The following is a 12,949-nucleotide window of genomic DNA, read 5'->3' as shown; positions in this document are numbered from 1 at the left end:
GGTCTTGAACAAAACTATATAAATGTATAAAATATTCTTATGAGAGCAACAAAAGCTATTATCCATTTGGATAATCTACAATATAATATTAAAGAAATAAAAAAGCGGCTTACTGAGGATGTTAAGATATGCCTTCCCGTTAAAGCTGATGCATACGGACACGGAGCTGTGAGAGTTGCGGTTGCTGCAATCAGAGCAGGCGTTTCTTATTTGGCGGTTGCTTCTATTCAAGAAGCTGTCGAATTGCGTGAAGCCGGAATTATAGCTCCGATTATTTCTTTAAGTCTTCCCGTGCTGGAAGAGATACCCGATCTCCTTAAATATGATATTGAACCTCTGGTTATAGATGAAGAGTTTATAAACGATCTAAACCGTTTTGCAAAAAAACTAAATAAAAGGGCCGGTGTTCACCTCAAGATAGATACGGGAATGAGGCGTATCGGCTGTTCGCCTCAGGAGGCAGTTAAACTTGCCGTTCAAATTGAAAGGGCCGAAAATCTTGAATTAAAAGGAGTTTGTACTCATTTTGCAGTTTCAGATTCTACTGAAGAAGACGATATAAAATTTACAAAAAAGCAGATTTCGATTTTTAAAGATTCGATAAAAGAAATTAAAAAAGCAGGAATAAATCCGGGGCTTGTTCATGCTTCAAATTCCGGAGCCGTGCTTCAATATCCTGAAGCTCAATTCGATATGGTGCGTCCGGGAATTTTGGTGTACGGTTATACGCCGTCACCGGATCTAAGTTCTTTGATAAATTTAAAACCTGTTATGGAGCTTGTGACTCAGGTTGTGCTTATCAAAAAAATTGAAAAGGATACAACCGTTTCCTATGACAGATGTTGGAAGGCAGAAAAAGAAACCTTTGTTGCGACCCTTCCCATAGGCTATGCGGACGGTCTCATGCGTTCACTTACCGGACTCAGTGTCAGAATCGGTAAGGACTTTTTTCCGATTATCGGACGAATTTGCATGGATCAATGCATGATAGATATCGGATCTTCTCCCTGGGTTCAGAGATGGGATGAGGTTTGTATTTTCGGGCCTTCGCTGAAAGAGCATCTAAAAAACAACACGGCTCAAGACCTTGCAAAAATTGCAGGTACCATACCGTATGAATTGACATGCGATATAAATAAAAGAGTTCCGCGTGTTTATATTGATGAAACCATACAATGAGCTTCCGATATTTTTAGAAGCTTCCAATAAATGTTTACAAGGCAGGTGTCTATGATCGTAAAACGTGCGGAAGTTTTGGGTTATTGTATGGGAGTCCGCCGAGCTGTTGATACGGTTCTTAAAGCTGCAAACGAAAATGCAAATAATTTTGAACTTTACACCTACGGGCCTTTAATACATAACCCGCCTACAATGGAAAAACTAAAAAAATTAGGTGTAAAAATAATTGACTCTGAAAATTTTACCGGTAAGGAAAATTATTGGAATTCGATTATAGTAATTAGAGCTCACGGTATTTCTCCTTTAAAAAAAATTGAACTTGAAAAAACTTGCGGCCAAATTATTGATGCAACCTGCTCCCGTGTAAAGGCGAGTCAAAGCCTTGCGCATAAACATTCAGAAGATGCCTTTATAATTTTAGCCGGAGATAAAAACCACGGAGAGCTTATCAGTATTGCAGGCTATGCCGAAGGAAAATGTTTAATCGTTCAAAATGCAGAAGAAGCAGCAAGTATAGAATTTCCTTCTTGTTTAAAAGAAAAGGGCAGGGCTGTTTTAATTGCTCAAACTACAATTAAAGAGTCCGAATATGAAGCAATAGCTTCGGCTTTAAAAAAGAGGATACCTAATTTAAAAGTCTTTAACACAATTTGTCCTGCAACATCCGACAGACAGGCTGCCTTAAAAAAATTGGCACATGAGGTTGATGCCGTTTTGGTTATAGGCGGAAAAAATTCGGCAAACACAAAAAGGCTTTATCAAACTGCTGTCAATACAAAAAAGCCTTCATGGTTAATCGAAGATGCTTCAGAAATACCGAAAGAAATTTTTTCTTATTCCGTAGTCGGTCTAACTGCCGGAGCTTCTACCCCCGATTTTATAATCGATGAGGTAGAAAAAAAACTACTTGATTTTCAAAAATAAGCCTTCAAGAGGTTTTAAATTTATTTTTGTACCGTCAGCAAGCTTAAAGCTTTCTTCCGTTTCGGTTCTGTTATAAGCTATAATTCCTTTTTGATAAATCTTATAAGCAATTCCTTCTTTTATTTTTACCATTCCAGAAACAGCTTTGCCTAAATCGGTTTTATAAAAATCATAGTACTCATGTTCATGATCGCTTGTTGCTGTGTCTCCATTATTGTCCGCATATAAAAAGTATCCGTTATTGGGAATTACGCAAGCCATGGCTGCAAAAAGTTTTGCGTATTTAATGTTTTTTTTGCTTACTCTGTCTTCTATATAATTACCTTCAGTAATCTTCCATGTTTCAAAGGCTATGAGTTTAGGCCATTGCAGGGCCTGATTCCAATATAGCAAGGCTTCTTCCATCTTTTCGATAGACATTTCGGGATTATCTTTATTGTAAAGAGCATAGCCCTTATTTAATTCGGGTTTCCAAAGTTCCATAAAAGCACCGGAAAGATATTTTGATGTAGGATCGTTTATAGTCCAATTTACATTTCCCATTAAAATAAAATCGTTCCCAACCTTTTCCCTGATTGATTTTAATATATTTAAACGCGCCTTTTGAACTTGTTCTTTGTTTCTTCCGTTTCCGGCTTCATCGCTCCACCAGTCGAAGATAAGACCGTCAAAACCTGCATTTTTATAACTTAAAGCTTTTTTTCCCAATAAGTTATGCCACTCTTCTTTTTCAAAGTTGAGAACAAAGGTTTTGGGATATTCGGAATTTTCGTGGGGTTTAAAAATTTCATTAAGGTAAAATGGCGAGGTTTTAGGAAGAACATCGTAATCGGGATACCAGCAATTCCATTGAGGAGAAATAAGGTAGATGGTGTTTTTGTCTTTTTGCATTCTGTAACTTTCATTGGAAGATAACTCCGTTTTGATCGATTCAATTTCTTTCGGAATCCCTATGCTTGTCCATATTAAACTGTATGGACTTTGCTCGGTATCGCAGTCATCAATAGTTTCTTTAGTTCCCCACGCGTTAAATACAGGAATCGTAGGCTTGTTTTCAATCTTTGTTTTTATGCTTTTATGGGAAACGTCTATTTTAAAAATTGAGGGGTCTACATTCAGATATGCAATTATTTTTCCGCTTGAGATTTCTTTTATGCTTATATTATCAATAGCAAGAGAACCACTCTGTATTATATTCCACGATATCTTATAATCGTCATAGTTGTTTAATTTTCCTTTAAAGCTGACTTTCTTTTTTTCTCCGTTTTCACCATTGAATTCTAAATTATCTATCCAGTTATCTTCGCTTGCTGCTTTTTCCGAATAAAAGGTGACTTCAAATCCCTTATCCGCTTTTTCTAGAATTTTATAGGTAAAAGAAACTTCGTATTCTTCATTTGGCTTTAACGGTATATTTGTTGATAGGACTTCATTGTATGTTTTTGTGCCGTGGTAGGAGCCTTTAAGAACATAGGAACCATATATTGCTTCCTCGGGATTTAAATATAAAGCACCTGCTTCTTCTATAAAAAATAAATCGCCGGCTAATACTAATCTTGGGCCCTCTTCCGCGTCATTATGTGAAACTCTTGTTTCCAAGTTTTGTTGACGGCAGGCACATGCCGATATAAGTATAATGATACTTAAAAAAATAAAATTTGTTTTTTTCATATTTTCTCCATAAAATTATCTAATCGAGTACATAGGTATTATACGATTCTTTACAGTCAATCTCTAGAGCGTTTATTAAAGGAAAAGCATAATAATCGGTATCATCTATTTCAAAACAAATTTGTTCATAATAAGTTAATAAATTACTGATTATAACTTGAAAATAGTTTAGATAGATACAGATGTCTTCAATAGTTTTCCCTCCAAGGTAACCGATTTCGGGAAAATCTTCCATATAGACTATCATGTAGGCCAAGATTTCATTATTTAAAGTAAGACATGAGGATTTTTCTTTATCACAATCGGCTAAAAGCTCTTTTGAAAATTCTTTTATGCTTATGTCTGCATTTAAGGGATTTACGTTTTTATGTGTATCGGCATAATTAAAATAAAAAATATTTTTAAAATTTTCTTTTTCGGCTGCATTTAATTTTATAAGAGATTTTATCTGCATATTTTTAAATTCATTGGAAGATTCTTTTGACAAAAACATATTTTGAGATTCTTTTCTTAAATCGAAACTGTATGACCTTCTGATTAAAGTAAAGCCTTCTTTAATTAAAAATTGAATAAGCCCTTTTTTTTCGGAAGAACACATAACCTGAAATCTTTTTTTATCGGATTTTTCTTTTAGAGTTTTTAAAAGAATTCTTCCTAATCCCATATTCCTGTAATCTTCATCGATATAGACATTTATATAATCCCTGTATGGGTGGAAATAATTTGTATAAAGACTGCCTGCGCCGATTATTTTTTCTTTATCGAATAAGCCTATTAGTTTTCCCTTTAGGTTAAGATTTGCTTTTTTAAGAAAGTCTTTAACTTCTTTTTGTGAAATAATTATATCGGTGAGGATGATTGAATCTATGCTCATTATTAAAGAACCTCTTCAATTGTGCAATTTAATATTCTATCGAGCGTTTTATCTTTTTCGGAATAATCTATTTCTTTTTTTTGCCAAATTTGAAAATAAAGCTCCCGTAAAAAGCTTAAAATTGCAAAGGCTTTTATTTGTAAAAATGCCTTATTTTTACTTTCGCCTATTTCGGAAAAATATGCGTTTAAAACTTCTTTTGCTTCATCGGTAATATTATACCATTCTTTTTTATTTAAGCCTAAAATATTTATATGCTCAAACTGGTATAAGTTTAAACCGGAAGTAATATGTTCGGTGTCTATTATTTTTAAATCGCCTTTTTCGGTTTTAAACATATTTCCGGTATTCATGTCTTCAAGGATAATGCAGCCTAAACCTAGATTTAGATTTTCAATGTTTTTTTTAATAATTTTTTTATCATGTTTACCCTTGTATATTTCGAGATAGGGTAGGGTTTCAGCATTTATCATGTCTTCGATTGAAGGATAAGTTTTACCATCCAAGTACATAGAGGAAAAAGAGCTTGAAGATTTATTTTTTAAATTCAAGTATGCAAGTTTTTTAAAAAACTCTTTTATCAGACTTCTTTCGATTTTGATAGGTTGAAGCCCTTTAAGCCATTCGCTTATAAAAATATAGTAATTTTCCGTTTCAATAGTATTTTTATATTTTAAAATAAAGTTTTCACCGTCATTTAAAGCATTTAAATATTTAAGTGAATTTCTAATGCTCTCCGATTTTTGCCGTATTTTTACCGCAAAAAAATCATTGTCGCCGGTCGTTCCCTTAAATAAGTCCTGATAAGTATACCCCGCAACTTGTACAGATTCAAGGCTTTGAAATTTGCCGTGTTTAAGCTGTGAATTGAGGATGGTTTTAATTGTATCAGGCGTAAGATTTTTTTTACTCATTACCGATTACACGGCTTTATAAAAACTATTTGGTTAATTTTTTTAGTTCCGAAAGCCGTTGTTCTGCCATATCTTGAACCCGTTTATCCGGATTTTTCTTCATACGGAGATAACATTCTTTTGCCTTGCCGTATTGCTTTAACCCTCCATAGCATCTGGCCATATTAAAAATAATTACATAATCTTCATTTGTAAGTTTATCGGCTTTCAATAATACATTCAGAGCTTCTTTGAATTTCCCTTGGCCTATGTAGGTTAAAGACAAATAGTTATGTACCTCGATATTGTTGGGGTATAACTTTAATTGAGCTTCACATGCTTTTTCTGCGGCAGATAAAGTTTCTGGGGTGCTTTTTTGAAGCAATGACTTGTAATATTCGGTTACCGAAATTAGGAAAAAGCGTTCGCTTTCTGATGATGGAATTGCCTCATTCATGCTCCAAAGCCACTTATTCTTGATTGTTTTGGAAAGTTTTAAAACTTCAATAATCCTTTGCGACTGCTTTTCGTATTCTCCGATTTCTCCTAGTATATGGATTCTTCCAAAATACATGTCCAAGCGGTTTTTACCGAATTTTAAACCCTTCTCCAAATATGACAGAGCCTTATCGACATCTTCTTTTTCGTACCAGATGTTATTGTTTAGATAACCTGCGATTTTATTTGTTTTTTGATCCACTAAGGCCAACGAATTACTATTATCCTTTCTATAGGTGTCCAATGAATGCTTTGACCTTTGACCTTTAAGCAGGTAGTAGTTAAAATAGGCAATGTAGAGTTCAGGGTTTTTAGGCTCTGCCTTTTCCCATTTGGGTAGGAGAGCCGCAATCTTCTGCAGATCCCTTGCCGCAAGCAGATTGTCATATTCCGTTTTATAATCTGCAAAAAGCTGAAACGATACCAACACAATGAAAAATAATACGATAGTTTTTTTCATAAAATTTTCTCCTTTTGTAATAAACTATAGCTTTATTTTAACATTGGCTGTATTATAAGTCAATACTAATTTATTTAAAAAGCGGTTTAGTAAATATTGGCAGCTAAGCCGTTAAGCTGACCCTTGCCGAAAATCCCGGCTTTTTGTATAATGTTAACTGACTATGACAGCTGAAATAAAAAAACATCAAAACGGAAATTACTCGGAGTACAGTATAGAAGTTTTTCCCGGCATAATAATACAGCATTATTTTTGTGAAGGAGGAAAGATTTGGAGATGTTCTCCTTCCGCATATAAAATTGATGAGGATATATTGATTCATCATTGTAAGTACGGGCGGTTTGAAACCCTCCTTGCCGACGGAGCTTTTCATTCCCTCGGTATGGGGAAGATGACTCTTTCTTCTTCTCTTTGTAATTTGGTAGAAGTAGAGTCAATGATTCCTGCCGAACTATATGAGGGAATCTCGGTTGTTTTTTCATACAAACATTTTCCGCCATGGCTGACCGCCTTATTTTCTACATGGGGTATAGATTTTCCCTCTCTTGTTTCGAAATTTAATCTTTCAAAACGCTGGCATTATATTGCCGCAAACAGCGGAATGGAGAAAATATTTTTGGATTTATACGATCTCTTTGATACACGCACGGTACCTCTTATACAATTAAAAGTGATGGAGCTTATGCATCATATTTCCGTTGATACTGTTTTAAACGGAAAGAATAAAATGCCGGCTCCTCAAACTCATAGTAAAATTGTAAAGAAAATATGCTCAATGATGGTAAATACTACGTGTCCGATAGCCGACCTCGTTTCGCAGGAAGCTATCAGCTATAATCTTTTCCAAAAAATATTTAAATCGGTTTACGGCACCTCGCCGAATCTTTACAGACAAGAATATAAAATGAATAGAGCCGCCTCTCTTTTGAAGAATACCGACAAGACTATCTTGGATATATCCCTTGAACAAGGTTATGAAAATCCCGGTAAATTTGCTGCAACTTTTAAAAAAATTATGGGGTTTTCTCCGGGAGAATTTAGACGCTTGGAAACTACTGTTAAGTATCGATAAAAACGGATTATTCCGCAAAATTCGGATTAGACATTTACATTCTTTTTTGGTATAGGTTAGCGATATCTAACTTATATTTTGGAGGATGTAATGAAAAAACTAATTGTATTTTTTATTGTGTTCAGCCTTTTTGTATTTTCCGGATTTGCGATGGGAAGTGGAGAGGGCGATTTGAACTTACTTGGTGAAAGGGAAAAGACTCTTGTTTTGGGGGCTGCCCGTGATTTTAAAGGAAACATAGAAGCCGGTACCCTTGTTTTTGACACTCTTGCAACCTTAGATTCGGAAAGAAAGGCACAGCCTGCTGCTCTTGAAAGATGGACTGTAAATAAAGAGAGCACAGAATTTGTGCTTTATTTGCGTAAGGGGCTTACCTATTCGGATGGTACGGCGGTAACTGCCGAAGATTTAAAAAAATCGATTGAGGTTTTAGGTAAAGCGCAGTTTAGAAGTTATAGTCCTAAGTTAAAGCGGATTGATATTATGGATAAAACTTCCGTAAAAGTAGTAATGAAAACTCCTTTTCTTTTTCTATTTGATGAACTTGAAAAGGTACAGCTCATTCCTGCAAAATTTTTACAGGAGAACGGTACCATTACCGAATATATCGGATCAGGTCCATACATCTTAAAGGATTACGAAAAAAATGTGCGGGCTGTGCTGGTTAAAAATCCCAATTATTGGGAGAAAAAACCGTACACAATAGAAAATCTTGTTTGGCTTGTTATACCTGATGCCAATGCGCGTAAATTGGCTCTTCAAGCAGGACAGGTGGATGTTATCGGTATTACTGAACATTATGCGGGAACTATTCCTTTAGCTGTAAGTCATGAACTTAGCGGCTCAAAAGAATTTACAAAATTATTGCAGGATCCTAAATCATATACTATTGTTTTCAGTATGGGCTTAAATTATAAAAAAGATTCTTTAAAAGATAAGGCACTGCGTCATGCCTTGCAGTATGTTATAAACAGGGAAGCCTTTACGAAGGAGCTTTTTTTTGGACAAGCTAATGCTTGCGGTTATCTGTTTAATCCCTCTTTCGATGACGGGCCTAAAAATAAAAAGCCCTTTGTTTATGATCTAAAAAAGGCAAAGGAAATATTAACAAAAGCAGGCTATACTTGGAATAACGGTGCTTTAACGAAGGACGGTAAAAAAATTACTCTTACCTATGTTTCAACGACAACTCCGCAGCAAAAGGATATTGCCGTTTTTGCACAAAATGCTTTAAAAGAAATAGGCATTGAAGTAAATATCGAAGCTGTAAATTCGCCCGTTGCTATAGAAAAAATTAAAAAGGGAGAATGGGATATGAGTTTTTCTCTTTCCTTGTTTGAACCTTTAACAACTTCGTTGGAATTCGGAGGTCTTAATTCAGATTACAACGAATTCGGTATAGGCTTCGGTATTAATTCTGAAACGGTTAAGGCTGCCGAAAAAATTTTGGAAGCAAAGGACTTACAAACATTTAAAAAAGCTGTTGCCGAATATTGGGATGTTCAATGGGAAGAGTATCCCTTTATTCCTCTTTATACGCAAACGCGTCGAGCTTTTTATAAAAAGGATTTGAGCGGATTTAACTTTTCAAAAAGTACGTATAAAATAGATTTATCAAATGTTAAATGGGGTAAATAAGCAGTGAAGCTGCTTTTATTAAAAAAGTTACTTATTACTATCCCGTACTTGTTGGCAATTACGGCTCTTTCTTTCTCCGTGGTGTATTTTGCACCCGGAGAAAGTACGGCTAAGATTATATTAAAGCATAAACTTTCGGGTGCATTTATAAGTGAAGCACAGGCGGAACAATATGCTGCCGAACAAAATTTAAATATTCCCTTTAAGGAAGCGTATTTTAATTGGTTAAAAGGAATTCTCAAAGGCGACTTAGGTAATAGTCTGATTACGGGAGATACTGTCGTAAGTGAAATTGCAGCAAGTTTTTCAAAAACGCTTTTACTCAGCATTATAGCACTGTTTACGGAAATTTGCATCAGCTTTCCGCTTGCTATGTATACTGCGTGGAAAAATAAATCTTTTTTAAATAAGCTCACGGAAATTTGGGGAATATGTTCGATGAGCATTCCTTTTTTTTGGCTTGGCTTACTTGTCGTGTGGATTTGTACTGCAAAATTAAAGCTGCTTTTTGTAGTAGGGTATCAGGGAATAAAAAGCTTAGTAATTCCCGGCCTTTTACTCGGTATAATGGGTTCAGGATATTTTATGCAGATAATAAAAAGCAAAACTTCATTGATATTGCAAGAATCTTATATCGAATTGGCAAAGGCTCAAGGTTTATCTGTCCGTAAAATTTTATTCGGTCATGTGTTAAAAAATATTTCAGCTCCTTGTGTTGCTATTTTGGCAATAAATATTATAGCTCTTTTAGGAGGCTCTGTGTTAATCGAAAAAATATTTTCGATACCGGGTTTCGGGCTTTTGATGTTTAACGCCTCAGAAAATAAAGATTACATTTTGCTTTCCGGAGGAATTTTATTTACCGGTACAATTGTGCTTACGATAAATTTCTTTGCGGACATTTATTATTTAAAAATGGACAGGAGGGCAGCTCATGAGCTGTATGCAAAATAAAAAACTGCGGTGTTGGTTGTCTATATCCATTTTAATTTTAGTTGTTATGGGCATTCTTACATTATGGTTTGATCCTAATGCATATAATCCCGAAATGCAATTTCAAAGCCCCTCGTTCCGCCATGTTTTCGGAACTGATCAATTCGGACGGGATGTTTTTTTAAGAAGCGTGCAAGGTTTTATTTCCGTTTTCTTTTTGGCTGCAGCTATTTTTATTCTTTCATTTATTATCGGTTTATATACCGGTACAGCTGTAGCATATTACGGAGGTATTGCAGACGAATTATTTTTTCATGTCAGTAATTTTTTACTCTGCTTTCCTGTTATGATCGCCATTGTTATTTTAGCTGCCGTCTTCGGAGCAAAAACCGAAACAATGGTTGTAACATTGATTGTTTTAAATTCTTTTTCATTGACCCGTTTAATAAGGGCGGAAATTATTGTGTTTAAAAATAGCGAGTTTATTTTGAATTTAAAAATACTCGGCGCAAGTAACAGCCGTATTATATTTTATCATTTGATACCTCAAAGTTTTAAACTGATGCTGCCTCAAGCCGGAATGATTTTAGGTTCTATCATCTTATCCATATCGGCCTATTCATTTTTAGGTTTTGGGGTAAAGCCTCCTCATGCGGATATAGGGCTTATAATGCAGGAATCCATACGTTATATAAATATTGCACCATGGATGGTGCTTTGTCCGGGACTGCTGCAATTTAGTGTAATTCTTTGTTTTACGCAATTGTCCGAAGCACTAAAGTCTGCCGGAGAAAAAAGGAGATCAAAACATCTTGTTTTGTAAATAGCAAAAATGGAACATATAAGCGTTAAAAATATCTTCTTAAAATTCCAAGGACAAACTGAACCCATATTAAAGGATTTAAATTTTAATATAAAAAAGGGCGAAATATTTTGCATTACCGGCGAAACGGGTTCGGGAAAATCTCTTACCGAGCGCACAATAAGCGGCTTATTACCGGCTGACGTTCAGGTTTCGGGTACGGTGATGTGGAAAGGTAAAAATTTTTATGCCCTTAAAGAAACGGAAAAACAACTTATCCGTAAAAATGAAATGGGCTTTGTTTTACAAAATTCCGCTTCTGCCCTTAATCCGCTTCTTACCTGTAAGCGGCAGCTTCGCCTTGCATGGAAAACAAAACATGTAACCGATGAAGCCTTATGCTCTCTTTTAAAAGAGGTAAGGCTGGAACCTCCTGAAAAAATTCTCAAACTTTATCCTTTTCAATTATCGGGCGGAATGAAACAAAGATTTTTAATTGCTATGGGGATTATAGGCTCGCCTGAAATTATTTTTTTTGATGAACCTACCAAGGGGCTTGATAATGCATTACGCAAGGATACGATTGCTCTTATAAAAAATATTCATAAAACAAAAAAACTTACAATGGTTTTAGTAACCCACGATTTGGAAATGGCGGAAGAAATTTCCGATTCTCTTATGGTAATGCACGGAGGCTTAATTTACGAAATGGGAAAAACAAGAGAGCTTTTTAAAAATCCTACCCATCCGTATTTTAAAAATTTACTTGCCTCTCTTCCATCCCGCGGCATGAATGCATTTGACGATTTTTGTTTATTGGATCAAAACTTAAACGAAATTAAAAAAAGCAAAGCGGTTCAATCTAAAATGATAAAAATAAAAGATGAGCATTTTGTGAGGGTTTGCGAATGTTAAAAGTTGAAAATATTTCTTACCGTTATAATAAAAAATTAAAACCTGTAATCGAAAATATGAGTTTTGAATTACACGAAAATGAAATTATAGGTATTACGGGCGGAAGCGGTGCCGGGAAAAGTACCGCTGTGCATTGTATTTTAGGCTTATTAAAACCCGAAAAGGGACGTGTTTTATTTAAGGACGTTCCCGTTCAAATTTTAAAGCGCGAAAAAAAGCTTCACACCTGTATTCAACTGGTAATGCAAAATCCGGAAAATTCTTTTAACCCGAATAAAACTTTATCCTATAGTTTAAATGAGATAAGGCATTTTATGCCGGTAAGACCTGAAAAAAAATTATTTGAAAAAAAGATTATTGAAAACATGAACGATCTTCAGTTGGACTCATCCCTCCTTAACCGCTATCCTGAAGAAGTATCGGGCGGGCAGCTTCAGCGTTTTTCAATATTGAGAGCTCTTTTGTTGGAGCCTGCAATAATTATTTTTGACGAATCGACTTCAATGCTTGACACAAGCGTTCAGGCAAAAATAATCCGTCTTTTATTGGACATAAAAGAAAAAAATAATCTTGCCTATATTTTTATAAGCCACGACTTGGAAATGCTTTCATTAATTGCAGATAAATTTGTCTATTTGTAAATATGATATCCCTATTGACTATATCTGTAAAATTAGTTAAATTCTAACCTGTATTTTAATTTAAGTAAAAGAGGTCCATTTAGAGACCCTTATTTTGTAACTAAATATCGAAGTAATTCTTTAATATAAAGTATTTATAATGCCGATAATTATAGATATAGAACAAATTTAGGAGTTATTTTATGAAGTGTAAATATTGTGGAAAAGATGTAAGGCCTGTAGGACCTAATTTAGAAAGTGACGATAACGGATATAATTGCCCGGCAAGTGTATCGAAAAAGCATGTTATTGTTGCAGATGGAGTTCATTGTGTGCACTGCGGTAGGGAAACAAAAAAATTAGGTGATAGGATTGTAACAAGTTACGGTATACGCTGCTCTGCTTCTCCGGCAGGAAGACATGCATTGCAGTAATGCTTAGGCAATGCTTTTTAAAGAGCTCGTATAAAT

Annotated in this window: 13 protein-coding genes; 9 read left to right on the top strand and 4 right to left on the bottom strand. The window is 34.9% G+C overall.

Annotation, left to right across the window (positions count from 1 at the left end; translation table 11 throughout):
* Nucleotides 1-39 precede the first annotated feature (39 nt).
* The gene (gene alr, locus E4O01_RS08105; protein ID WP_253691564.1) at nt 40-1,179 is read left to right on the top strand and encodes an alanine racemase; all 1,140 of its coding nucleotides are present in this window, start codon (nt 40-42) and stop codon (nt 1,177-1,179) included.
* A gap of 51 nt (nt 1,180-1,230) precedes the next feature.
* A complete protein-coding gene (gene ispH / locus E4O01_RS08100) occupies nt 1,231-2,103 on the top strand; it encodes a 4-hydroxy-3-methylbut-2-enyl diphosphate reductase (RefSeq protein ID WP_253691562.1) in 873 nt (290 codons plus the stop codon).
* Here the strand turns inward: ispH and E4O01_RS08095 are convergent.
* From E4O01_RS08095 to E4O01_RS08080, 4 genes are read right to left on the bottom strand one after another with little or no spacing between them, the layout of a single operon-like run.
* On the bottom strand, nt 2,083-3,774 hold the full coding sequence (locus E4O01_RS08095) for a hypothetical protein (RefSeq protein WP_253691560.1): 1,692 nt from the start codon (nt 3,772-3,774) through the stop codon (nt 2,083-2,085). The genes ispH and E4O01_RS08095 overlap by 21 nt on opposite strands.
* Nucleotides 3,775-3,793: 19 nt before the next feature.
* Nucleotides 3,794-4,648, bottom strand: coding sequence for a GNAT family N-acetyltransferase (locus E4O01_RS08090; protein ID WP_253691558.1), 855 nt, complete (start codon nt 4,646-4,648; stop codon nt 3,794-3,796).
* 2 nt (nt 4,649-4,650) lie between these two features.
* Nucleotides 4,651-5,562, bottom strand: coding sequence for a hypothetical protein (locus E4O01_RS08085; protein ID WP_253691557.1), 912 nt, complete (start codon nt 5,560-5,562; stop codon nt 4,651-4,653).
* Between the two features lie 25 nt (nt 5,563-5,587).
* Complete coding sequence (locus E4O01_RS08080) at nt 5,588-6,499, bottom strand: tetratricopeptide repeat protein (protein WP_253691555.1); 912 nt, start codon at nt 6,497-6,499, stop codon at nt 5,588-5,590.
* Between the two features lie 163 nt (nt 6,500-6,662).
* Between E4O01_RS08080 and E4O01_RS08075 the strand changes: the two genes are divergently transcribed.
* From E4O01_RS08075 to E4O01_RS08045, 7 genes are all read left to right on the top strand, one after another.
* Complete coding sequence (locus E4O01_RS08075; RefSeq protein WP_253691553.1) at nt 6,663-7,571, top strand: helix-turn-helix transcriptional regulator; 909 nt, start codon at nt 6,663-6,665, stop codon at nt 7,569-7,571.
* A 90-nt stretch (nt 7,572-7,661) separates the two neighbouring features.
* Entirely contained in the window at nt 7,662-9,209 is a 1,548-nt protein-coding gene (locus E4O01_RS08070; RefSeq protein WP_253691552.1) for an ABC transporter substrate-binding protein, read from the top strand.
* A gap of 3 nt (nt 9,210-9,212) precedes the next feature.
* Complete coding sequence (locus E4O01_RS08065) at nt 9,213-10,163, top strand: ABC transporter permease (RefSeq protein WP_253691550.1); 951 nt, start codon at nt 9,213-9,215, stop codon at nt 10,161-10,163.
* Nucleotides 10,144-10,965, top strand: coding sequence for an ABC transporter permease (locus E4O01_RS08060; RefSeq protein WP_253691549.1), 822 nt, complete (start codon nt 10,144-10,146; stop codon nt 10,963-10,965). The genes E4O01_RS08065 and E4O01_RS08060 overlap by 20 nt, the downstream gene beginning before the upstream one ends.
* A 9-nt stretch (nt 10,966-10,974) precedes the next feature.
* Nucleotides 10,975-11,859 (top strand): ATP-binding cassette domain-containing protein, encoded by an 885-nt coding sequence (locus tag E4O01_RS08055; protein WP_253691547.1) that lies wholly within the window; start codon nt 10,975-10,977, stop codon nt 11,857-11,859.
* A complete protein-coding gene (locus E4O01_RS08050; RefSeq protein ID WP_253691545.1) occupies nt 11,853-12,500 on the top strand; it encodes an ABC transporter ATP-binding protein in 648 nt (215 codons plus the stop codon). The genes E4O01_RS08055 and E4O01_RS08050 overlap by 7 nt, the downstream gene beginning before the upstream one ends.
* Before the next feature lie 182 nt (nt 12,501-12,682).
* Nucleotides 12,683-12,913, top strand: coding sequence for a hypothetical protein (locus tag E4O01_RS08045; protein WP_253691543.1), 231 nt, complete (start codon nt 12,683-12,685; stop codon nt 12,911-12,913).
* Nucleotides 12,914-12,949: the final 36 nt, after the last annotated feature.

The sequence above is a fragment of the Treponema sp. OMZ 790 genome (assembly GCF_024181285.1).
In the GTDB taxonomy this organism is placed as follows: Bacteria; Spirochaetota; Spirochaetia; order Treponematales; family Treponemataceae; genus Treponema_B.
The sequence above is the reverse complement of the archived record's forward strand: the minus strand, read 5'-3'. Positions and strand labels throughout refer to the sequence as shown.

Coding starts and splice junctions, on each gene's coding strand:
- alr (WP_253691564.1), top strand. CDS start 40: ATGAGAGCAACAAAAGCTATTATCCATTTGGATAATCTACAATATAAT.
- E4O01_RS08080 (WP_253691555.1), bottom strand. CDS start 6,499: ATGAAAAAAACTATCGTATTATTTTTCATTGTGTTGGTATCGTTTCAG.
- E4O01_RS08075 (WP_253691553.1), top strand. CDS start 6,663: ATGACAGCTGAAATAAAAAAACATCAAAACGGAAATTACTCGGAGTAC.
- E4O01_RS08085 (WP_253691557.1), bottom strand. CDS start 5,562: ATGAGTAAAAAAAATCTTACGCCTGATACAATTAAAACCATCCTCAAT.
- E4O01_RS08060 (WP_253691549.1), top strand. CDS start 10,144: ATGAGCTGTATGCAAAATAAAAAACTGCGGTGTTGGTTGTCTATATCC.
- E4O01_RS08050 (WP_253691545.1), top strand. CDS start 11,853: ATGTTAAAAGTTGAAAATATTTCTTACCGTTATAATAAAAAATTAAAA.
- E4O01_RS08070 (WP_253691552.1), top strand. CDS start 7,662: ATGAAAAAACTAATTGTATTTTTTATTGTGTTCAGCCTTTTTGTATTT.
- ispH (WP_253691562.1), top strand. CDS start 1,231: ATGATCGTAAAACGTGCGGAAGTTTTGGGTTATTGTATGGGAGTCCGC.
- E4O01_RS08055 (WP_253691547.1), top strand. CDS start 10,975: ATGGAACATATAAGCGTTAAAAATATCTTCTTAAAATTCCAAGGACAA.
- E4O01_RS08090 (WP_253691558.1), bottom strand. CDS start 4,648: ATGAGCATAGATTCAATCATCCTCACCGATATAATTATTTCACAAAAA.
- E4O01_RS08095 (WP_253691560.1), bottom strand. CDS start 3,774: ATGAAAAAAACAAATTTTATTTTTTTAAGTATCATTATACTTATATCG.
- E4O01_RS08045 (WP_253691543.1), top strand. CDS start 12,683: ATGAAGTGTAAATATTGTGGAAAAGATGTAAGGCCTGTAGGACCTAAT.